The sequence below is a fragment of the Sphingomonas sp. R647 genome (assembly GCF_020177055.1).
Taxonomy (GTDB): Bacteria; Pseudomonadota; Alphaproteobacteria; order Sphingomonadales; family Sphingomonadaceae; genus Sphingomonas.
Map to the genome: position 1 here is coordinate 76,669 of NZ_JAIQXT010000001.1, position 21,408 is coordinate 98,076.

Consider the following 21,408-nt stretch of genomic DNA (forward strand, 5'->3'; position numbering starts at 1 on the left):
GTCAACGTCCCTCCGCGCGCCGGATCAGCCGGGCGAGCCACAGGAACAGTAGCGCCGCGATCAGATACATCGGCGCCAGCGCGTAGAACGCCATCTGCAGCGAATGCCCGCCATAATCGGGACGGAAGAAATCGCTCATCATGCCGACAAAGGTCGGACCAAGGCCCAGCCCGATCAGGTTCATCACCAGCAGCAGTAGCGCTCCGGAGATCACCCGCGCGTCCGGCGCAACCTCGCCCTGCACGAAGGTAACGGTCGCGGGGAGGAAGAACGAATTGAGGAACAAGGGCACAAACAGCAGCGCCAATGCGAGCTGCCAGCTGTCGACCGTCACGAAGCCGAGAAAGAAGGGCAGGGCTAGCAGCAGGGACAGCGCCGGAAGTGTGGCATAGGCCGCCTTGTTGCGCACCGCGAACCGGTCGATCAGCCTGCCCGATGCGAAAATGCCCGCACCCATGCCCAGACCCACCGCCAGCGCGTACCAGATCGCGACCTGGTCCAGCGTCATCCCCTTTTCCCGCATCAGGAACAGCGTGGCAAAATTGGCGAGGCCATAGGTGATGAAATTCGCCGCGCCGCTGGCCAGCGCGGCAACCGCGAGCAGTTTGTTGCCGAAGAAGCCGAAGATCGTCTGGACAAAACTCTGCGCCGGTTCGGTCGCGGCGAAAGCCGGGGGTGCCGGATCAAAGCGGCCGCGCGGAGGCTCGGGGATCAGGAAATAGACCACGACGGCCGTCACAACGCCGATCGCGCCGACGATATAGAAGGGCACGCGCCAGTCGAACGCCGCCGCGAGCGACGCGCCGAACGCCACGCCCAGCGCCGACCCAATCGGTGGGCCGAGGTTGAAGATCCCCATCGCCGTGCCGCGCTGTTCGCGCGGAAACGAGTCTGAGATGATCGCGTAGGACGGCGGCACGCCGCCGGCTTCGCCGACCCCGACCGCCATGCGCGCCATCGCAAGCTGGCCATAGTTGGACGCCATCCCGCACGCCACCGTGGCAGCGCTCCACAGTCCGCAGGCGAGCGACAGGACCTTCACTCGGTTGCTGCGGTCGGCGAGCCAGCCGACGGGAATCGCGATGAAGCAATAGAAGAGCGCGAAGTAGAAGCCGGTGATGTAGCCGAGCTGACTATCGCTGATCTGCAGGCTGTCCTGGATCGGTTTGGCCAGGATCGACACCAGCTGGCGATCGAGGAAGTTGAGGACATAAACGAAGCACAGCATCCCCAGCACCAGGCCACCGCTTGTCGTGCGCCCTCCCGCTTGCGTCGCGTCGGTCGCCATCAGCCTGCACTCCCCTCATGCTTGGGTTGTTTATCGATCCAGCCAGGACGGCTCCGCCCGCCACCCAGCCCAGCAGCAACGCGTTGCTTGAGCAGGGCAGGTGGCCGGAACCGCTCACCATAGGCATCCTGCAGGATTTCCTGCACCTGCAGGCACAGGTCGGATGTCACGATATCCATCATCGCGAACGGCCCGATCGGATGGCCAAGTCCAAGGCGACACGCCGTGTCGAGGTCGGCGGGTGTCGCCACCCCTTCCTCGACCAGCTTGACCGCCTCGATCAGCAGCGCGTGTAGCATGCGGTTGACCGCGAAACCGGCAACGTCGCGAACGCGCACCGGCTGTTTCCCGATATCGCGCATCAACGCCGTGACCTCGTCCGCAATCGCCGGGTCGGTTGCAAAGCCTGAAATGACTTCGACGAGCTGCATGCGCGACACCGGCGAGAAGTAATGCGTGCCGATGAACCGCGCGCGCCGGTCGGGTGTCAGGACTGCAGCGAGGGTCGAGATCGGGAGCGTCGAGGTATTGGTCGCGAAGATGCAGGACGCCTCGCAGATCTTGTCCAGCGCGCGGAGCACATCGGCCTTGGCCTCGAGCGATTCATACACCGCCTCGGTCACGATGACACAGTCGCGCATGGCGTTGATGCTGGTGACCGGCGCGATCCGGGCGAGCGCCGCTTCCGCCAGGTCGGCGACATGGGCTCCGCGCGCCACGCTCTTGTCGAGCACGCCGCGCAGTCGCACGAGCGCCCGATCGAGCGCCTCATCGCTGCGGTCGTGCAGCGCGACGTGATGTCCCGACAGCGCGAACACCAGGGCGATTTCGGCCCCCATCAGGCCGGCACCTACGACCCCCGCCGTCACGCGACCGCTCCCGCGCAATTGTCAGGCATCCGCTGCCGCCAGCGCCGCGCCTGTTCGATGTACCAGGGCAGCACTTCCGGCGTAGCGGTAGCATCCGGGCTGACCACCTTCTCGACCGGCCAGCCGGCAAACAGGCGCTTGATCGGCAGCTCCTGCTTCTTGCCCGACAAGGTACGCGGGATGCCCGGCGCGGCGATCACGCGATCGGGCACGAAGCGCGGCGACAGGCTCGTGCGAATGGCGGCGGCAATTGCGGTCTCCATCGCCCCATCGACGACGCACCCATCAGCCGGGACGACGAACAGGATGAGCTGGCTGTCCCCTTGCGCGGTTTCGAGATCGATCATCATTACGTCATCAATCTGCGGGAGCTGCTCGACCGCGGCATAGATCTCCGCCGTGCCCATGCGGACGCCATGCCGGTTGATCGTCGCGTCGCTACGGCCGGAAATGGTGCAGCTGCCATCGCTGCCGATTGTCAGCCAGTCGCCATGCCGCCACACACCGGGCCAGGTCGCAAAGTAGGAGTCGTGATAGCGGCTGCCGTCTGTATCACCCCAGAAATAGAGCGGCATGCTGGGGAAGGGGCGCGTGCAGACCAGCTCGCCGACCTCATCCACCACGGGTCTGCCCTGTTCGTCCCATGCGTCGATCGCAGCGCCCAGGTGGCGGCATTGCAGCCGACCCGGCGTGTCAGGCAGTTCAGGGTTGCCGGCCATGAAGGCAGCCGCAATCTCGGTCCCGCCGCTTACATTGCACCACCAGATATCGGGACGGCCAAGCTGCGCGAACTGTGCGGTGCCCCAGCGCTGCACGTCCGGCGGCAGGGGGGAACCGGTGCTGCCCAGCGCGCGCATCTGCTCCACCCCGGGAATGCAGGTGACGTCGATCCCGGCCTTGCGACAGCTTGCGAAAAACGCAGCGCCGGCGCCGAACCAGGTCACGCCGCTGCGCGCCGCAAAATACCATAAACGCGTCCAGTCGGGGTCCGCCTTGGTCCCGCTCGGCGAGCCGTCAAACAGGCAGATCGTCGTTCCGCTTAGCAGGCCGCCGACCTGGATGTTCCACATCACCCATCCGCTGGCGCTATACCAGTGGAAGCGGTCGCCGAAATTGTTGGGCGCGTAGCTCGGGCCAAGGTCAAAATGGAGCCGCCCGGCGGCGGTCGCGACCAGCACCCCGCCATGGCCGTGAACGATCGCCTTGGGCAGGCCGGTCGTTCCGCTGGAATAGAGGATCCACAGCGGGTGATCGAACGGCAGCCATTCCGGCTCGAACGCCGTGACCGCAGCATCGTCGCGCGAGAGCGTGGTGGCGAAGTCGATGACACCGGGGACCGCGCCCGTGGCGCAGCCGCTGGTAATGAGGAAAACGCTCTCAAGACTTGGAAGCTGCGCGCGCAGTTCCTGCACGGCTGCGGTGCGGTCCAGCGCCTTGCCCGCATAGAAGACACCATCGACCGCGATCAGCGCCTTGGGCGCGGTCTGCCGCCAGCGATCGAGCACCGCATTGGTGCCCATGTCGGGCGAGCACAAAGTCCAGATCGCGCCGAGGCTGGCGCAGGCGAGCAGGCCGATCACCGCAGCGGGGGTATTGGGGAGATAGGCCGCGACGCGATCCCCCTGCGCGATCCCGCGCGCGCGCAGGGCAAGAGCAAGCGCGGCCGACTGGCGGCGCAACTCGTCCCAGCTTAGCGTGACGTTGGCACCGCGCTCGTCGATGGCGATGATCGCCGGCTGCCCCGCCGCATCCGCGGCGGCGACATGGCGGAACACGTGCCGCGCATAGTTGACCTGCGCGCCGTCGAACCAGCGCGCACCCGGCATTGCCTCGTCATCAAGCACGGCCGTGTACCGCGTCTGCGATTCGATGCCGTCAAACTCCCAGATGCTGCGCCAGAACGCGTCCAGATCCTCCACCGACCAGCGGTGCAGGTCTTCGAAGCACGCGAAGGTGCGCCCCTGGGTCTGCGCGAGCCAGTCAAGGTAGAGCCGGATCTGCGGCACGGGCTGGAGGGGGCGAGCACTGGCACCGGTCATCGAAAGCCAAACCTTGTTGTCGATCAGGTGGGAAGCGGGCGGCGCCCCATGCGAGACGCCACCCGCCAGCAATCAGAAAGAGGTCCGCAGGCTCATCGCCGCGTAGCGCCCAATCGGATTGTAAGCGCCGCCGATGCCATCGGTGCCTGGGAAGAAGGGCGGCGTCGCATCGAACAGATCATTGACCTGCAGCCCCAGCTCCAGTCCCTTGGCAAAGGGCAGGTCGGGCAGCCGCACCGACATGCGCAGGTCGACGGTCGTATAGCCTTCGGCCGCGAACAGCGCCGAACCGGTCGGTGTTGCGTAGGATGCGGTCACGCCGCTGCGATGATTGACGAAGTTGACGAACGTCACCGGCCCGGCGGTAAAGCCAAGCGTGGTGCGCAGCGTCGTGCGCGGGATGCCGGCATCCAGCGAATTGCTGACCGACGAAGTCGGTGACAGCTGGTTGCGGTAGCTCAGGATGTAGTTGCCCGCGACCCCGCCGAAAAGCGTGCCGAAGCCGACATTGTGGCGATAGCGCAGGTCAAAATCGATGCCGTTGGTTTCCCGCACGCCGAAATTGCCCTGGCGCAGGTCGAGGATGTTGCCGATCGTCGGCACCGCGGCAAAGGTGTAGAAAAACGGCACGGTGTTGGCGATCGCCGCGCTGACCTGACCGGCGTTCGGGTTGCGGATGACCCGCGCCGAGAAGGTGGGATCGCTGAACAGAAGCGCGCCCAGCCCCGATGGCGTGCCGATCACATTGTCATAATGGATGTCGTAGAAAGTGACGCTGGCGGTCAGGTTGGGGACCGCCTTGGGACGCAGGTCAATGCCCGCCGACCAGGTGCGCGCGGTTTCCGGCGTCAGGTTGCGGTTGCCGCCGAACAGCAGGATCGTGTTGACCTGCGCCGCGCCACGCGACGGATCGCGCGCACCGAATGCATCGACCAACGCTGCCGCCGAGTAATAGGAACCGACCGTCGAGCCGAGATCGCGCAGACCCGGCGCGCGGAACGACTTGCCGAAGCTACCGCGCAGGTTGATGCCCTCGACCGGTTCCCAGGTCAGGCCGATCTTCGGATTGCTGGTCGATCCGAAGTCGCTGTAATCATCATAGCGGCCCGACAGTGACAGCGCGAGGCTGTACGCCCCCGGTGCCGCATTGCCCTCGCCGAAGATCGGGACGAACAGCTCGCCGTAAACGGATTTCACGTCGCGCTCGAGATCTTCGGGGAAGCCGACCCCGCCGCTCTGGCCACGCTGCATATAGGTTTCGCGGCGATATTCGGTACCGACCGCGATCTTCAGTTGACCACCCGGCAGTTTCGCCAGCGGTCCGTCGACCTTGACCGCGCCGATACGCGTGCGCTGGCGATTGTCGAAGGTGGTCGGGTTGTTGAGGATCGCCGCGACCACCGCCGGACTTGTATCATAGCCGAACGGATCGAGCGCGGTTGCGGTGGTGGTTCCGGCAGCGGCGGCGGTCAGCGCGGTGGTATTGATCCCCGGCTGGAAGGTGTCGTTGCGCGAAAAGTTGAACGACCCATAGACGCTCGCCTTGAACTCGCCCGGCAGATCGATGTCGACGCCAGCGGTGGCATTGCCGCTGCGCACGCGGAAAATCTGATCGAAATGATCCGCGCCGACCAGACGGTCCGGGCGGAAATCGAAATAGCCGAACACCGATCCGGTCCCTGGCGGCGCGCGGAAGAAAGGGTTGGCGGCGGTGATCAGAACAAATGTCTGTCCGGGCAGCGCTGACTGCACCACGTCGCGACGGTCAGAATAGAGGAAGTCCGCCCACAATGTGACGGCCTCGGACACCTCCTGTCGCGCCGACACGAACGCGCTGTGGGTGCGGTTCTGCGGCAGCAGGTCGACCGGACCGCGCGGATCGCAGGTGTTCAGGCCGGGGGCGAGGCTGGGCGCGGCGTAGATCGTGCCAGCAAACAGATTGACGTTCGCATCGGGGCAGACCGCCGCGCGCGTGTCGATGCCACCCACAGTGCGGAAATCGAGCGAGCGATAGCTGCGGTCGGCCCCGGTGATGTTGCTGTTGTCTTGATACTGATAGGCGGCGATGAACGATCCGCTCCCCCAGTCATCGCCGAATGCGAGCCCCGCGTTGAACGCGTTGTAATCGTCGGCAATGCCATAGCGGACAATCGCGTCCACGCCTTTCATGCGCTTGCGGGTGATGAAGTTGACCACGCCGGCAACGGCTTCCGAACCGTAGATCGCCGACGCACCGTCGGCGACGATCTCGACCCGCTCGATCGCAAGTTCAGGAATGAACGGATAGTCGGGATTGGTCTGCTGGGTGCTGCCCGAGATCAGGCGGTGCCCGTTCATCAGCGGCAACGTCGCCGCGGTTGGCAGACCGCGCAGACCCGGCGCGAACGAGCCAAGGCCGTTGTTGCTGACGCGCGGTGCGGTGTTGAAGCTGTTAAGCTGCGGCACGGTCGCCAGCAGTTCAGGCGTGCTCGCCGCGCCGATCAGCTTGGCGTCCTCACGCGTCACGCTGATCAGGCCTGAGCCGGTAGGCGGGATCCCGCGGATGCTCGACCCGGTGATAACGACCTCGGTCGGCTCTTCGGCGCCGGGTTCCGCAACAGCTTCGGTGGTTTGCGCATAGGCAGCTGCCGGGGCGGCCAGCAGCGTGAGCGCAAGGGCCGAACGCGCCAATAGCTGTCCCCGGCGCCCAAGATGATCGGTTCGGATCGACATGTCCTGTATCCCCTCCTTGATGTTGTCGCGTTGCGGTCTTCGCCGCCGCCGGGCTTTGCCGACTTGATGCCATGCTTATGGTCTGACACATCGGGAGGTAAGCGCATTGGCGGACATCACTATGTCTTTACCGGACATGCGCAGCGGGAGAATGCGACGATGTCAAAGGCAGAAGCGGACGGCGCGGCACTGGACCGCAACCCGCGCGCGGGGTTTCCCTCGCTCAACCAGCGCAGCTTCGCCCCGTTCAAGATCGCAACGGTAATCGACACGGTCGCGGATCGCGGAATTCGCGCGGAGACCGTGCTGGATCGCACCGGACTGACGCTGGCCGAAGTGCGCGACCCGCACTCAATGACCTCAATCGGCCAGTATCTGACGGCGTGCGAGAATATCGTTGCCGCCGGGGCGACCTACACCGATGCGTTTGCGATCGGCGCGCGCCTGCATCTCTCTGCCTATGGAATGTATGGCTATGCGCTGATGTGTTCGCCGACGATGCGCGACTTTTTCGATTTCGCAGTGCGCTATCAGCCGCTCGCCACGCCGACTGTCCGTCTCGAATGGCGAACCGAAGGCGATCGGGCGATCTGGCAGTTTGGCGAAATCTATCGCGACGTGATGAGCAGCGACGTGCGCACCTTCCTCGTCCGCCAGCAGATGAAGATGACCTTTACCCATATCCGCGACACGGCCGGCGCGGACAATCTGCCAGTCCGTGCGCTGTTCGCACTGCCCGAGGATGCGTTCGCGCCGGACGATGAACGGGCGCTGTCCTGCTCCTGCTTCTATGGCGAGGCGGCCAATGAGCTCCACTATCCGATCGGCATCCTTGACCAGACCCCTGAGCTCGGAAATCGACTGACCCGCGCGATGCTTGAGGAAACCTGCGACCGCCTGATCGGGCAGGCGCGCATTTCATCGGGCTTGTCAGGTGAAGTCTATCAGTTGCTGATGAACGCACCGAGTGAGTTTCCTTCGATGACCGCGATCTCAGCGCAATTGGGAATGCAGGAACGCACCCTGCGTCGTCGCCTCGCCGCCGAAGACACCAGCTATGGCGCGATCGTCGATGATGTCCGCCGAAAGCTGGCGATCGAGTATCTCCAGACGACGCGGATGAGCGTCGATGACGTGGCGTGGAAGGTCGGCTTCAGCGACAGCGCGAATCTGCGCCGCGCGGTACGGCGTTGGACAGGTATGACGATCAGCACGTTGCGCGCGAGCACCTAGGCCTGAGCTGCGAGCAAGGCTTTAGGCGGGGGGGGGCAGCCGAGCCGAAGAGCGTCGCTACCGCGAGCCTACGCGCAACGGAAACTTTGCCGGTTGAATAGGCCCGGGATTGTGTCGGCAATCGTGGCTTGGGCCATCAAGTCCAGACTGACTTGGCCAAAAAGCTGCCGGACCTCTTTCGGCGAGCCGCCAATCTGCAAAGTGCCCCAGTTCTTGCCGTTCCTGCCTTCCGCGACGGCTCTGGAAACCCGCCATTCGTTTACAATCTGACTGCGACCGCAGATTGGCAAAATCGGACCCTCAACTGCCGTGCGGAGAGCTGGGGCGAGCGACGTTTCTGTCCCGAATCTATCCTCGGTCGAGCATCGTCAGCAACCGCCGCGCATCCCATGCCTCCTGCAGGATCAGGCCGTCGTTGAGCAGCCTGCGAAATCCCGGTTCGTCCAGCGGGGCAGCGAAGAGATAGCCCTGGCCCACCGTGCAACCCAGCGTCCGCATGATGGCACGTTCGGCCTCGGTCTCGATCCCCTCTGCAACGACGCGGATGTCGAGCGCGGCACCCAGCTTGATGATGCTTTCGACGATGACGCGCTTGGCCACGCTGTGGGCGACGTCATGCACGAAACTGCGATCGACCTTGATCTCGCTCAGCGGAAAGCTCTCGAGGTAGCGGAGATTTGAATAGCCGGTGCCGAAATCGTCGATGGAGATGCCAACCCCCAAGTTCCGCAGATTTTCGAATGCGCGGCGGATATTCGCCGGTTCGGTGATCATCAAATTCTCGGTGAGTTCAAGCGTCAGCCACTCGGCGCGACATCCGGTTTCGGCGAGCACTCGCCGCACTGCGGCGACCATGTCGCGCTGCATGAACTCCATGACCGACACGTTCAGTGAGAAGCAGATCGGCGTGTGGCGGCTCCGGTTGATCTCTGCCGCATGGGTGGCAAGCGTCCGCAGGCCCCAGGCACCAATTTCCAATATCGCCCCGGTTTCCTCGGCGACGCCGATGAAGCGGGCTGGCGGCTGCAACCCGAACGCGCCGTGGTTCCAGCGCAGAAGCGCTTCGGCACCGACCAGTTGCCCGGTGCCAAGATCGACCTGCGGCTGGTAGTGGAACAGCAGTTCCTGATTGCCCGCCGCCATTTGCAGTTCGCTCGCCAGCCGGATGCGGTTGCGCGCGTCGCGCTCGTCCGCGTCGACAAAGGCCTGTGGGGGATAGGCCGACGTCGCTTTCGATCGCTGAAGCGCCGCAGCGGCCTGCCGCACGAGCTGGAGCGCATCCGCGCCGACCGCCCCCAGGGCAAAGCCAGCAGCGAACTGAACCGCGAGCGAGGCACCCGGGAGGACGAAGCGCGGCTTGAGCAAGCCAAGGATATCGTCGACCACGCGGGCGGCCCCGCTCGGGTCGTCCAGCTCGAATGCGAGCGCGAAGCTGTTGCTGCCGGTCCGAGCCACGGCCGTTGCCGGCAGCGTCGCCAGCCGTGCGGCAACCGAGCGCAGTAACGCATCGCCGACATCATAGCCAAAGCCGTTGTTCACCTCATGGAACCGGACGATGTCGACCTTGACCATCAGCAACGCAGTGGTCGCCGGCGCAGACCGGTCGGCAAGGCGGTCGAGCAAGCCATAGCGGTCGAACAGGCCGGTAAGGCGGTCGATGCCGGCGTCATGCGTCACGTCGCGCATCAAGCCGACGAAATGGGTCACTTCGCCCGCATCGTCGCGAAGCGGGATGAGGCGCAGGGAATTGCGGAACATCGTTCCGTCCCGACGATAGTTGCGGATCGTCACCGCGCAGGGGCGGCCATCGGTCAGGGCGGCGCGCATTTCGGCGATTTCGGGCTGCAAGCGGTCGCTGCCCTGAAGATAGCGACAATTCTTGCCGATCGCCTCGTCGGCGGCATAGCCGGTAATCGCCTCGAACGCTGCGTTTACCTTGACGATTGGCTGGCCGCGCATGCGCATATCGGCAACCATGACGCCGTCCGCGCACTGCGCGATGGCGAGGGCAGCGGCGGACGCGGGTGGCGGCGGTACGCCCTCTGGCGCCTTCACGGGCAGACCCGCGCGCCGCGCGTTCCAGAATTTCATGGTCGCTTTCCTTGCATCCGCAGGTGCGAGACCCGGCGCGTCGGCCTGTTCAAAGGGTCATCGTGTCGAATGGCACAAGGCCCGCGACGAAGGCGATTTGCATGGCCTGCGCCGATGTGCGGACCTGGAGTCGGCTCATCATTCCGGCGCGATAGATTTCGACCGTCCGGGGGCTGAGGCCCAGCGTGTGCGCGATCTGCTTGTTGCTGTGGCCCGCGGCCAGCCCGGCGAGCACATCGCGCTGGCGCGGGGCGAGGCCCTCGACTCGGGCGCGGCATTGCTCCGCCAGAAGGGCGTAGGCTGCACTCTGGTCGGGTATCCCTGGCACCAATGCGGACCGCTGAAGCGTCTTGGCGACGCTGCTGCCCGATCTTGAACCCGTTGATTTTCGCTCGGCGCGTTGAACTTGCATGTCATGGCCTCCGAGCATCAAGATGCGGCCAAGGGGGCAGTGCTTCAACGTCGATGGGGCGGCGGTTCAGGACAAAATGGCGGCGCTTTCGTCTTCACGGGCGCTATCGCCTGCAGTGGTCTGAAACCGCAGGCGATACTGCAGCGGCGTGACGCCGATCCTGCGCAGAAATGCCCGCCGGAGCGTGGTCGTCGAGCCGAAGCCGGCGGCAAAGGCGATCGCCTTGATCGGCGCGTCGCTCTCTTCGAGGAGACGCCGTGCAATGTCTACCCGCGTAAGCTCGACATAGGATGCCGCGCTGACCCCGAGCCGGGCCTGACACAGTCGGGACAAATTTCGCGGACTGGTTCCGGCCATCTCGGCAAGCGTGTTAAGGTCCAGACGTGCCCGGGGGCTTTCTAGGATATGCAGCCTGACACGGTCGAGCGGACTGGTCGCCTCGCTTTGCGCCGTCAGCGCCGAGCTGAACTGCGACTGACCGCCGGGGCGCTTGAGGAACACCACCAGCCGCCGTGCGACCCAGAGCGCAAGGGCACGCCCGTGATCCTCCTCGATCAACGAGAACGCCAGGTCGATGGCTGCGCTCACGCCCGCCGAGCTGAACACGGGGCCGTCGCGAACAAAAATGCGGTCGGGTTCGACCTCGACATCGGGATGGGCAAGGGCAAGGCGGTCGGCATATTGCCAGTGCGTCGTGACCCGCCGCCCTGACAATAGGCCGGCATCAGCCAGCAGGAATGCGCCGGTGCAGGTCGATCCATAACGCCGCGCTTGCGGCGCCTGTTCACGCATCCAGCGGACGACCGGTTCGCTGGGAGGCCGCGGCACCCCATAGGGCCCGACCACGATCAGCGTATCCGAGCGCTCGGTCGCCTGCGCGATACCGGCGTCGGGGATGACCACCAGACCCGAGGCACTTTCCAGCGGCGTGCCGTGCTCGGTGACCAGACGAACCCGATAGGGCTGCCGTGACTCTGCCTTGCAGTTCGCCTCGAACAGCGCATCCTGCACGCCGGCCACTTCGAGCAAATGCGTGTTGACCGGTGCAAACAGGGTGATGAGCATGGCCGTTGCTGCCTCCGCAGCGATCCGAGGCGTCGATACTTCTAGCGATACGCTCTTTCGGGCTGGTCACCTAGCGCGACAGGACGAGTGTGTGTCGTGCATCGGATCTCCGGTGAGTTAAACCCGGATGACCATATTCGGGGGCTCGCGATTTAGAGCCGACAGTCCGCTCCTGGCCCAAAAGCTGCCGGACCTCTTCCGGCATGGGCCGCCGGTCTGCAACGCGCCCTATAAGTGCCGATCAGCAGGCTGCTCCTCGAGCCCGAAAGCCGTCGCCTCATTATGTAGCGCACACCGCAGCGTGCAGCGCGGTATCGGATGCACTGAGGACCCGAGCCCAGTGATCCAGCTTTACGATGTTGCCAGGATTGGAATGGGGGGATCCATCAGCCTTGAAACCGTGAAACTCCACGATCTTCTTGCGCTTTCCTGCGCAGTCATAGGTGGCTTTCTCATAGGTCGCGGGAACCCCGATCTTGCTCATTGATGGCGTCGGGATCGAAACTTTCCACACGGTGGCGTTTGATCCGTCGCGGCTCACTGTCGGCCCCCGATAGTAAGTGAAGCTGGTGTCGGACAGATACGTCTTCCAACGCGCCGCCACTTCAGTCGGCGAGGGCACGGATTGCGCGTTGGCTTGGACGCCTAGGAGCGAGACTGCCACCGCTGCTACCAAACTGCATTTCATCTATGTCTCCTTACAATCGTGATCGGCGACGCTTCCGATAGGCGACCTGAATGTTCTGTCGCTCGCGAACCTGGCCAAGTGCGCGCGTTGTGCTGCGCGAGCCGGTTCGGGGGCTGGGACAGAGCTTCTGACCGCGATCACCCTCGCCAACGCTCCTGGCCGCCCGCCTGCGCTGAGCGCTGACACATGAATCATGAGCCTGCTTCTTTGCGGGCGAATAGAGGATCCGAACATCCCTCGGCTGAGCGGCTGGCAACTTATCGCGCGCCGTTCATTGCCGTGATGAAGTTGGCGCTCGTGATGCTTGTCAGCTCCGACACCCCCGCCTTCCACGCGGCGGGATCGGCAGTCATCTGGAATTTCTTCGACTTGTTCGAACCGACGCCTCCAAGGATGCCGATGACATTGGCTGCAGTATCCAGTGCCTTCTCGCCGCCGCTTTTCGCATCGACGAATTCGCCGAATGCGCCGCCAATGGCGATCGGCTCGCGTAGCGTTGCCGTTCCGATCTGACCCTTGGGCGCATAGACGATCAGCTTTGTTGCTTCCGGAACCGCCGCCAAACCTGCCTTGACGGTTACCGCCGACCTGTTGCGGAACGCGCCGCCATAGGTTTCTGCCTGCGCGAAATCGACCACGTAGAATACATTCACCACCGCCTGACCCGATTGTTTGGCGAACTCCTGCCCCTTCATGCTCATCATGATTGCGCTGCGGGCACCGTTGAAGCCGCCAGGCCCCATCAGGCCCAGATACTCGCGCGCGATCATGGGACCGCCCCAACCGGTGGGCGAAAATAGTCGCGCTTCAGCCTTGGAATCGCGACCGAGGATCAGGTCTTTCTTCGCGCCATTTTCTTCAGCCCGGGCGCCTCCCTTTGTCACGGTCGCCAGCACCGGGCCGCGATCTGCGACCGAATATCCCGCGGCCGTCAGCTGTCGTTCGAAATCGGCATAGGCGGCGTCGGTCGCAGCTTGAAAATCGGCGTCGGTGAGGCCGGCAAGGGCACTTCGCGCCGAAGACTTGCCGCCGAAGCCCGATCCCATCAGCCCGCCGCCAGCCTTGGCGCTGTCGCGCCGTTCGACCAGGAACGCGACGACGAAACTTCCGACCACAAGCTGGCGCGAGGCGTTCATCGCCGCCGGTTTGTCGACCTTGATGACGGCCTTGGGGTCAGCGCTTTGCGCGGGGACCGCCAGCGAGCCCGATGTCACGATGGCGATCCCTGCAATTGCTAAATAACGCTTCACCCCAATTTCCTTTCGGCAAAACCACTGATTACCGGGGAGAATAGGCGGGGCGGGGGGCTAGAGCGTATCCATTTGGGGGGAGGGCGGTCGGGGTCCCTGGTCCCTTCGCGGCAGGACAGCGCGCCGCGCCAGGGCCTTCACCACAAGCTCGGGATGGCTGTAGCTCATAAATCGCCCCGCACCGGACACCGTTTCGATCTGTGCATCGGGCAGGACCTTGCGCCAGTATCGTACTGTTTCGTGCGGATCGTGGATGCTGTCCTGGTCGCCCACCAGAAGCGTCACGCCCGTCGTGCCGCGCAACGGCGGGGGCATTCCCACCGTTGCCAGCGCTGTTTGCTCGCGGATGAAGCCATCGAGCTTTCCGTCGCGGAAGGCGGTGACGCCACGATAATAGTCCCGCATATGGGCTGGATCGGCCATGATCTGAGCATCAGCCGGACAGCCCGCAACTGACCTCATTACATTGGCACGCACACGGGCGAAGGTCAGCGATTGCACCGCCCAGTGCGACATCACCGCCACCGCCCATGGGCGGCGGGCGAAATTGCGCTTCATCGCGGCAAGGAAGCCGGTGCTTTTCGAACTGGAGCGGGCGTCGGGGTCGGGATTCATGATGACCGCCGCATCGATCAGATCCGCGTGCTGCCGGTGAAGTGCGAGGACGACCTGAGCGGCTCCGCGAGATACCACCCTGACGCTTGGCCATCCTCGCGCCTGGCAGAGATCGGCAATGTCGCGCGCGGCGAGGTCGAAATAGGCCTGGCCCCGACATGCCTCAGGAGCGGCATGGGTGTCGCCAAATCCCGGACGATCCATCGCGACCGGCCGATACCCATTGTTCTGGAGCGCTTCGACCAGAGCGCGATTGGCTGGGCGGTTAGTCATGCTGGAATGCAGCACCAGCACGGGTTTGCCCGATCGCGGGCCGTAATCGCTGGCCATGATCAACCGTCCATCGCGCGCCGTCACGACCATATCCTGATGAAACGCCTCAGGAAACGGATCACGCGCGTCGTGCAGGTTGGTCGCGATTGCCAGCAGCCGGAGTTCCACCATTGCCCGGGCGAGCCCGGCAGCGTTTTCCACGTCAACGGCGGCGAAGACTTGGGCGAGCTCCTTCTTCACCAGCGCATCGGACACGCTCAGCATGCGCGCGACTTCCTGCCGCGCCGCTCCATTGGCAATCAACCCCGCGATCTGCGTCTGCCGTTCCGACACACCATATGCATAAGCGAGCAGGGCATCGCTCTCCTCGGCATTGCTGCCTGTGCTGGCGATTCCAAGCCCAAGGAGCGTGATGAGATTTTGCAGGTTCGCAGCGCCCACCAACCCGCGCGCGACGTCCAGATATTCGCGCGCAGTCTCATAGGCGAGCCCTGAACGGCTGGCCGCTTCCCGAACGTCACCCGACTGGAACAGCGCTACCACCAGCCGCGTCACCGCCGGCGGCATCCCGAAATCGCTGGCAAAACCGTATAGCCGCTTCTCGATCTGGTCCCAGTCAGGCCGCAGCACGCATAGCGTATCGGGACCAGAAGCGAGCGGGATCAGCGATCCATTCAACAGGATGCCCTGCATCGCCGCAGGACCACCGATGATGACAATGGTCGGTCCGAACCGCGGGTCGTCATAGCTCTCGAACCAGAAGCCGTCAGAAGCCAGTTCGGGTCTGTCGAACTGTGAGAGCAGCCAATCCCGCGCAAAGAGAAATGCCCCGCCGGAGCCCGCTTCCTGGTCTGGATGGATAACGTCAACTCGGTGCATTTCAGCCTGGCCGCCCCCCGCGCGCTAGACTGCTTGAGATAGGGATTGGGGGTGCTGACGCATATCCCCCCAAAAGGGTTCGCCAGGCGGGTCGGAGGCGCCCTAGCACCCGATATGTGTGGCTCGGTGTGCCGGGGGACGCGTCTGACGGCGCGCAAGCGGGGAGGGCAAGTTGACGCGCGTTCTTGGCTGTCGCGCGGTGTTCTTTGATCCAGAAGGCTGTCGCTACCGTGACGATGCAAGCCAGCTTGTCCGCGCTTCGCGATTGTCGACCAGAAGCCCTCAGCCGCCTCACGGCTTACAACTCCCGTGCAGGAGCGTCAGTCCATCCCCTCGAGCGCAGCCGCAAACACTGGCAAAGGCTAGTCCGTCGCTCGCCCAGCGCCGTCCGGCGACCGTCTTCAAGTCGCGCAGAGACACCACCAGCAACGCCCCGAAAGCCGCACTTCTTCGGTGTTTTCCTGATTCCCGGGGTCGCGTGTCGTTCTCCGCCGCAAGCCATAAGTCGCGCTGCAGCAGAGCAGGTTGGAAAGCGGCAGCGCACGCCTCAGCCTGGCTCGGACACTGGAACATGGCGTTGAGCAGGGATCGTGGGACCATTAGCGCTTCTGAGGCATTTTGAGTGCTGCCAGGTTCGTTCTGATGGAGATCGCAGCATGCCCTTTCCCAAACTTGCACTATCGCTCACCTTCGCAGCACTGCTTGCGGCTTGTCAGCAGGAAGGAGCGTCGAAGGCCGATGGCGATGCGGCAGGCAATGCGGGCGCGGCGCTCACCGTCCAGAGCACGCCCAAATTGTGGAACAGCGGCGAAGTCAAACCTATCGACATTCAGGTCGCGCATCCGAATGGAACGGTCCTTCAGCTGACAAAGTTGCAGTCACGCCAGACCGATACGGTGGTCGGCATGCGGGTGATTAACGGTCGGGACAAAGACATCGATCTCAACCGTCTCAGCGGTAACCGCGATGGCTACCTGCTGCTGGACACTGGCGAAAGGCTGTATCTGTCGCCGCCATCGACCAATACCCGGCTGTCGATTCCGGCGGGGCAGACGTTCGAAGGAGAACTCGTATTCCTGGGCCGACTGCCTTCGGTAAAGAGCGCGGTGCTGGTCTTGAACGAGAACAGTTCGGCAGATAACCGTTACACGACCACGCCGGGCTTCCGGGTCGATCTGCCGGTGTCGGACGGACAAGCGGGAGCAGGCCAATGACCCGCGGTGTCGTCGCGTCTGCACTCTTGCTTTCCCTCGCGGCGTGCGACAGCGGACTTGTGAACTTTGGCGGCGAGGGCAGGCCGATCGACGCTCAGGCAACCCACCCCAGTGCCATTGTTCTTCAGGTGCTGTCGCTGAATCGATCAGGGGAGCGTGCCGGGGTCGCGATCCGGGTTCTGAACGGGCGGGACCGAGACATACAGTTGAACGCTGGTAACGAGCAAAGTTACATCTTGACCGACAGCGGAGAGAGACTGCCGCTGGTTCCGTCGACCACGACGAGGGATCTCGCCGTGCCACCGGGAAAAATGATAGACGGACTGATCGTGTTCGCGGGCAAGCTGCCTTCTTCAGGTACGGCCACGCTGATTTTCAACGGCAATAGCAGCCGCGCGGCGCGTGCGACACTGCAGCGACTGAAAGCGCACGGTATCCGGATTGTCATGGACGATTTCGGGACGGGCTATTCATCCCTCAGCAACCTGCAGGCCTTCCCCTTCGACAAGATCAACCGGGGATTTATCGCAGCGATGGAGCACGATGATGCGGCGCTCTCGATCGTTCGGGCAGTCGTCGGGTTGGGGACGAGTCTCCGCCTCCCCATTGTAGCAGAGGGCGTGGAAACAGAGGCGCAATATGATTGTATCATGCGCGGGGGCTGCGCCGAGGCACAAGGCTACCTCTTCGGCGCGCCCTCCACGGCAGTGCAGGCTCACCCACGGTTGTGCTTGATCGACGCCTGATCGCGCGATCGAAAGAAGTAGGTCTCGTCAGTAGCCCCTGCGTTTGCACGCATAGTCGGTCAGTTGCTCGAGACGATGCTTCTGGGCCTTTGCGGCCAAAGGTTGGCACGCGGAAAGCAGACCAATGACGGCAACACTGGAAAGCGCTTCCAGCGACCATCCCGGCGATTGAAGCGTCTTCCCAACATGCGCCCGGTCAGTTTTGGTCTACCAAAACGCGGATTGTCGGCCTGAAGTAGACATGAGCCCGGTATGTCGCAGAGAGCTCTACTGAAAGGTCCAGATGCGTTTGGAACAGCGCCTTCAGCCACATGCTTCAGCAAACCCGCTCTAAGACGAGATGCAAAGTCAAAGTCGTTCCGTACCCCCGGCGCATCATCTCGATACATCATCGGGCGGCCACGTTACAAATTCGTCAAGCCAATCCGGGTGCAGGTATTTGCCGCGTCCCCGCCGGCGGGATGGCAGAATTTCCCATTTTCACACAACACCGCCCGCGTCGTGGCCTCCATGCGTCCACAGATACGGCTCCCCAGCGTACGGCTCGTGCGGAGCCCAACCAACACGCACTCTCGAGCCAGCTCGGACATCGTGGCGGCGTTCGACTTCGCAGAAGTCGCCGGCGCACGCTCGTCCGAACGCGCGTTTAAACTGGCGGCGACGCCGACGTGTCAGCGATCGCAACCTGCATGGCCCAAGACGCGTAGCGGATTCCGCCGCCGCGAACCATCTGGTGAAGTCGGGCGCGCTTCAATATGAGCGCAATATGCGGATCGCGATCATCGACACCAGCTCAACGCGCGCCGCGATAATTTCTGACGGGCTGCGCGAGGCGGGATTGGTCGATCTGGTCCTGATCGATCCTGCCGGTCCACTCGCCGCGCAGATTGAGGCCGCACGGCCTGAAGTCGTCCTAATCAACCTTGAAAATCCGAGCCGTGACCAGCTTGAGGATTGTTTTGCCATGTCGCGCGCGCTCGACCGACCGATCGCGATGTTTGTCGACCAGAGCGACGCCGAATCGACCGGGGCGGCAATCGATGCAGGCGTGAGCGCCTATGTCGTAGACGGGCTGTCGAAGCAGCGAATCAAGCCGGTGATCGATCTGGCGGTGCGGCGGTTTCAGGCGTTCTCGAGGCTTCAGCGCGAACTGAACGAGGCAAAGAGTGCGCTTGCAGAGCGCGCCACGGTCGACCGCGCCAAGGCGATCCTGATGAAGCGGCGCGAGATCGACGAGCCCGCCGCTTATGCGCTTCTGCGCGGACAGGCGATGCGTACCAATCGCCGGATCGTGGAGATCGCCGAGGCGATTGTCACTGCAGAAGCGCTGATGGGGGATGTTCCGTGACCGACGAAACGATGCGGATCGGCTTCCTGCCCCTGGTAGATGCGGCACTGCCGATCCTGGCGCATGAGCTGGGCTTTGCGCAGGCGCAGGGGCTAAGGCTCGAATTGGTCCGAGACATGACTTGGGCGACGGTGCGCGATCGGCTGCTCTATGGCCACACCGATGGCGCGCACATGGTCGCGCCGCTGGCCATTGCGACTGCATTGGGCAGGGGGCGGCCGGCGGTGCCGATGGCGGTGCCGTTCGTGTTGGGGCTTAACGGCAACGCGGTGACCTTTTCGACCGCGCTCGCTGATGCGGTTGGGCTGGGTGAAACACTGGGCGACCCGGTTGCGATCGGGGCTGCGCTGAAGCAGGTCGCCGGGGCGCGGCGTCTACGCTTCGGCGTGGTGCATCGCTACTCGAGCCACAATTACATGCTGCGCTACTGGCTGGCGGGGGTGGGCATCCGACCGGATGTCGATATCGATATCGTCGTCACAAGCCCGCCTTTCGCCGCCGATGCGCTGGCGGCGGGGGAGGTCGACGGGATCTGCGTCGGCGAACCGTGGAATTCGATCGCGGTCGATCGCGGGGTGGGCCGGATTGCCCTTGCGACCGCGCAGATCTGGCGCCGCGGGGTAGAGAAGGTGCTGGCCCTGCGCAGCGCTGTCGCGGACGAGCGGCGCGATGCAGTGCTGCGCCTGATCCGCGCGCTTCATGAGGCTGCAGCCCATTTCGTCGATCCCGCCAATGCCGAGGCGAATGCCGCGATTCTCGCCCGCAGCCATTACCTCGACTCGTCGGCCGACTCGATTTTGCGTGCGATCACCGATCGGCTGCGGCTGGCCCCCGAGGGCGAGCCGGTCCATTATCCAGACTTCATGGTCCAGTATCGCGAAGCGGCGAACTTCCCCTGGTGCAGTCAGGCGGCGTGGCTTTATGCCCAGATGACGCGATGGGACGGTGTCGCATATGCCGATGCCGATGCGGCAACCGCGATGCAGGTGTTTCGCCCAGACATGTATCGCGCGGCGCTGTCGGGCTCTGGCGCGCCGCTGCCTGGGGCCAGCTCAAAGCTTGAGGGTGGGCTCGATGCGCCGATTGATGTCGGCTCCGTACAGGGCCGGCTGACCCTGGGCGCCGATCGCTTCTTTGACGCGCGGTCGTTCGATCCCGAAGACATCGCCGGATATCTCGCCAGCCTGCCATGAAGTGCCGCAACTAAGAATATTGCACCTGCGAAGATTCGTGTTGCGCGCAGCCGACGAATCAGGCAGCTTTGCTCCTGTCTGGCGAAGTGGCCGGCAAGATTGATGCGCCGCGCTGCCAACGGGGGGAGCGAAGCGTAGCAGGGCGGAGCGAAGGCTCCTTCACCGCAACAGGCAACGATGCCGCCAGAACGCGCCCATGCGGCCGCCGTTCTGGCGGTTTTTTTCGTGCCCGTCGCATTCGGGGACTGAGACGATGGCAACAACATATCTGGACGCGCAGCCGTCCGTGGAAAAATCGACGTTCTGGTCGAGCGGGCATAAGCCGACACTGATCGCCGCGTTTCTCTATTTTGATCTCGCCTTCATGGTGTGGGTGCTTCTTGGCCCCCTCGCGCCCGAAATCGCCAAGACACTGGCGCTGACCCCCGCGGAAAAGGGGCTGATGGTGGCAGTGCCGACGCTGGCCGGAGCGCTGCTGCGGGTCGTCAACGGATTGTTGGTCGACCGGATCGGGCCCAAGAACTCCGGAACGATCAGCCAGATCATTGTCATCACCGGTCTGTTCATCGCTTGGGCGCTGGGCGTGACCAGCTTTGGCGGGACGCTTGCGCTCGGCGTGATCCTCGGCTTTGCCGGCGCGAGTTTCGCGATCGCGCTGCCGCTCGCCAGCCGCTGGTATCCGCCCGAACACCAGGGCAAGGCCATGGGCCTTGCCGGTATGGGCAATTCGGGCACTGTCCTTGCTGCATTGTTCGCGCCGGGTCTCGCCAGGATCTTTGGCTGGAACGACGTGCTGGGCCTGGCCTGCATTCCGCTGACCCTTGTGCTGGTCGCCTATGTCATGATGGCCAAGGACGCGCCGGGCCGCCCCGCGGCCAAGTCGCTCCGGGACTATTTCCAGCCGCTCAAGACGGCCGACAGCTGGTGGCTGATGGGCTTTTACGCGGTGACGTTCGGAGGATTTGTGGGGCTGGCTGCCAGCCTGCCGATCTACTTCACCGACCAGTTCGGGCTGACAACGATCCAGGCGGGCTATGCGACCGCGGGGTGCGTGTTTGCAGGATCGCTGGTGCGACCGGTGGGCGGCGCGCTGGCCGATGCGATTGGCGGGGTCAAGGCGCTGATCGGGGTATTCATCCTTGCTGCCTTTGCGCTGGCGGGGGTCGCCATCGCCGACACTTTCGTCACCGCGCTGATGCTGTTCGTGATCGGCATGCTGGCGCTCGGCACCGGCAACGGGTCGGTGTTCCAGCTGGTGCCGCAGCGGTTTGCGGCGGAAATCGGCGTGATGACGGGCCTTGTCGGCATGGCGGGCGGCATCGGCGGCTTTTACCTCGCCTCGTCGCTGGGCCTTGCGAAGCAGTGGACCGGCAGCTTTTCGGCCGGCTTCCTGATCTTCGCCGGGCTCGCGATTGTCGCTCTGGTGGGGCTGCTGCTCGTCAAGAGCAAGTGGCGCGCGACCTGGGGCACCGCTGCCGGCGTGCGGATCTGAT

At 64.1% G+C, this 21,408-nt stretch carries 16 protein-coding genes; 6 read left to right on the forward strand and 10 right to left on the reverse strand.

Going from position 1 to position 21,408, the window contains the following annotated elements:
• Position 1: 1 nt before the first annotated feature.
• The 4 genes from K9B35_RS00335 to K9B35_RS00350 all read right to left on the reverse strand — a co-directional run bounded on the left by K9B35_RS00335 (position 2) and on the right by K9B35_RS00350 (position 6,908).
• Positions 2 to 1,288, reverse strand: coding sequence for a spinster family MFS transporter (locus K9B35_RS00335; RefSeq protein ID WP_224919821.1), 1,287 nt, complete (start codon positions 1,286 to 1,288; stop codon positions 2 to 4).
• Positions 1,288 to 2,157, reverse strand: coding sequence for a 3-hydroxyacyl-CoA dehydrogenase family protein (locus tag K9B35_RS00340; RefSeq protein ID WP_224919822.1), 870 nt, complete (start codon positions 2,155 to 2,157; stop codon positions 1,288 to 1,290). Before K9B35_RS00340 ends, K9B35_RS00335 begins: the two co-directional genes overlap by 1 nt.
• Positions 2,154 to 4,196: an acetoacetate--CoA ligase gene (locus K9B35_RS00345; RefSeq protein ID WP_224919823.1), complete on the reverse strand. Its 2,043-nt coding sequence runs from the start codon at positions 4,194 to 4,196 to the stop codon at positions 2,154 to 2,156. The genes K9B35_RS00340 and K9B35_RS00345 overlap by 4 nt, the downstream gene beginning before the upstream one ends.
• Before the next feature lie 72 nt (positions 4,197 to 4,268).
• On the reverse strand, positions 4,269 to 6,908 hold the full coding sequence (locus K9B35_RS00350; RefSeq protein ID WP_224919824.1) for a TonB-dependent receptor plug domain-containing protein: 2,640 nt from the start codon (positions 6,906 to 6,908) through the stop codon (positions 4,269 to 4,271).
• 159 nt (positions 6,909 to 7,067) lie between these two features.
• On the opposite strand from K9B35_RS00350, the gene K9B35_RS00355 reads away from it, so the two are divergent.
• Positions 7,068 to 8,141, forward strand: a complete 1,074-nt coding sequence (locus K9B35_RS00355) for an AraC family transcriptional regulator (RefSeq protein WP_224919825.1) — start codon at positions 7,068 to 7,070, stop codon at positions 8,139 to 8,141.
• A 348-nt stretch (positions 8,142 to 8,489) separates the two neighbouring features.
• On the opposite strand, the gene K9B35_RS00360 is transcribed toward K9B35_RS00355, so the two are convergent.
• The 6 genes from K9B35_RS00360 to K9B35_RS00385 all read right to left on the reverse strand — a co-directional run bounded on the left by K9B35_RS00360 (position 8,490) and on the right by K9B35_RS00385 (position 15,414).
• Positions 8,490 to 10,232 carry a bifunctional diguanylate cyclase/phosphodiesterase gene (locus K9B35_RS00360; protein ID WP_224919826.1) on the reverse strand — a complete coding sequence of 581 codons (1,743 nt, stop codon included), beginning with the start codon at positions 10,230 to 10,232 and terminating at the stop codon, positions 8,490 to 8,492.
• Positions 10,233 to 10,281: 49 nt separating this feature from the next.
• Positions 10,282 to 10,644, reverse strand: coding sequence for a response regulator transcription factor (locus K9B35_RS00365; RefSeq protein WP_224919827.1), 363 nt, complete (start codon positions 10,642 to 10,644; stop codon positions 10,282 to 10,284).
• Between the two features lie 66 nt (positions 10,645 to 10,710).
• Positions 10,711 to 11,709, reverse strand: coding sequence for a GlxA family transcriptional regulator (locus tag K9B35_RS00370; protein WP_224919828.1), 999 nt, complete (start codon positions 11,707 to 11,709; stop codon positions 10,711 to 10,713).
• Positions 11,710 to 11,989: 280 nt separating this feature from the next.
• Positions 11,990 to 12,397, reverse strand: coding sequence for a hypothetical protein (locus tag K9B35_RS00375; RefSeq protein WP_224919829.1), 408 nt, complete (start codon positions 12,395 to 12,397; stop codon positions 11,990 to 11,992).
• Between the two features lie 257 nt (positions 12,398 to 12,654).
• Positions 12,655 to 13,443, reverse strand: coding sequence for a hypothetical protein (locus tag K9B35_RS00380; protein WP_224919830.1), 789 nt, complete (start codon positions 13,441 to 13,443; stop codon positions 12,655 to 12,657).
• 261 nt (positions 13,444 to 13,704) lie between these two features.
• The gene (locus K9B35_RS00385) at positions 13,705 to 15,414 is read right to left on the reverse strand and encodes an alpha/beta hydrolase (protein ID WP_224919831.1); all 1,710 of its coding nucleotides are present in this window, start codon (positions 15,412 to 15,414) and stop codon (positions 13,705 to 13,707) included.
• A 656-nt stretch (positions 15,415 to 16,070) separates the two neighbouring features.
• Here K9B35_RS00385 and K9B35_RS00390 point away from each other — a divergent pair.
• The 5 genes from K9B35_RS00390 to K9B35_RS00410 all read left to right on the forward strand — a co-directional run bounded on the left by K9B35_RS00390 (position 16,071) and on the right by K9B35_RS00410 (position 21,407).
• A complete protein-coding gene (locus K9B35_RS00390; RefSeq protein WP_224919832.1) occupies positions 16,071 to 16,628 on the forward strand; it encodes a hypothetical protein in 558 nt (185 codons plus the stop codon).
• Positions 16,625 to 17,374, forward strand: coding sequence for an EAL domain-containing protein (locus tag K9B35_RS00395; protein WP_224919833.1), 750 nt, complete (start codon positions 16,625 to 16,627; stop codon positions 17,372 to 17,374). The genes K9B35_RS00390 and K9B35_RS00395 overlap by 4 nt, the downstream gene beginning before the upstream one ends.
• Before the next feature lie 766 nt (positions 17,375 to 18,140).
• Positions 18,141 to 18,722 (forward strand): ANTAR domain-containing response regulator, encoded by a 582-nt coding sequence (locus K9B35_RS00400; RefSeq protein WP_224920477.1) that lies wholly within the window; start codon positions 18,141 to 18,143, stop codon positions 18,720 to 18,722.
• Positions 18,723 to 18,733: 11 nt separating this feature from the next.
• Positions 18,734 to 19,915, forward strand: a complete 1,182-nt coding sequence (locus tag K9B35_RS00405; RefSeq protein ID WP_263622246.1) for a CmpA/NrtA family ABC transporter substrate-binding protein — start codon at positions 18,734 to 18,736, stop codon at positions 19,913 to 19,915.
• A 253-nt stretch (positions 19,916 to 20,168) separates the two neighbouring features.
• Entirely contained in the window at positions 20,169 to 21,407 is a 1,239-nt protein-coding gene (locus tag K9B35_RS00410) for a nitrate/nitrite transporter (RefSeq protein ID WP_224919835.1), read from the forward strand.
• Position 21,408: the final 1 nt, after the last annotated feature.

Coding starts and splice junctions, on each gene's coding strand:
- K9B35_RS00335 (WP_224919821.1), bottom strand. CDS start 1,288: ATGGCGACCGACGCGACGCAAGCGGGAGGGCGCACGACAAGCGGTGGC.
- K9B35_RS00345 (WP_224919823.1), bottom strand. CDS start 4,196: ATGACCGGTGCCAGTGCTCGCCCCCTCCAGCCCGTGCCGCAGATCCGG.
- K9B35_RS00350 (WP_224919824.1), bottom strand. CDS start 6,908: ATGTCGATCCGAACCGATCATCTTGGGCGCCGGGGACAGCTATTGGCG.
- K9B35_RS00355 (WP_224919825.1), top strand. CDS start 7,068: ATGTCAAAGGCAGAAGCGGACGGCGCGGCACTGGACCGCAACCCGCGC.
- K9B35_RS00360 (WP_224919826.1), bottom strand. CDS start 10,232: ATGAAATTCTGGAACGCGCGGCGCGCGGGTCTGCCCGTGAAGGCGCCA.
- K9B35_RS00365 (WP_224919827.1), bottom strand. CDS start 10,644: ATGCAAGTTCAACGCGCCGAGCGAAAATCAACGGGTTCAAGATCGGGC.
- K9B35_RS00370 (WP_224919828.1), bottom strand. CDS start 11,709: ATGCTCATCACCCTGTTTGCACCGGTCAACACGCATTTGCTCGAAGTG.
- K9B35_RS00375 (WP_224919829.1), bottom strand. CDS start 12,397: ATGAAATGCAGTTTGGTAGCAGCGGTGGCAGTCTCGCTCCTAGGCGTC.
- K9B35_RS00380 (WP_224919830.1), bottom strand. CDS start 13,443: ATGGGATCGGGCTTCGGCGGCAAGTCTTCGGCGCGAAGTGCCCTTGCC.
- K9B35_RS00385 (WP_224919831.1), bottom strand. CDS start 15,414: ATGCACCGAGTTGACGTTATCCATCCAGACCAGGAAGCGGGCTCCGGC.
- K9B35_RS00390 (WP_224919832.1), top strand. CDS start 16,071: ATGCCCTTTCCCAAACTTGCACTATCGCTCACCTTCGCAGCACTGCTT.
- K9B35_RS00395 (WP_224919833.1), top strand. CDS start 16,625: ATGACCCGCGGTGTCGTCGCGTCTGCACTCTTGCTTTCCCTCGCGGCG.
- K9B35_RS00400 (WP_224920477.1), top strand. CDS start 18,141: ATGCGGATCGCGATCATCGACACCAGCTCAACGCGCGCCGCGATAATT.
- K9B35_RS00405 (WP_263622246.1), top strand. CDS start 18,734: ATGCGGATCGGCTTCCTGCCCCTGGTAGATGCGGCACTGCCGATCCTG.
- K9B35_RS00410 (WP_224919835.1), top strand. CDS start 20,169: ATGGCAACAACATATCTGGACGCGCAGCCGTCCGTGGAAAAATCGACG.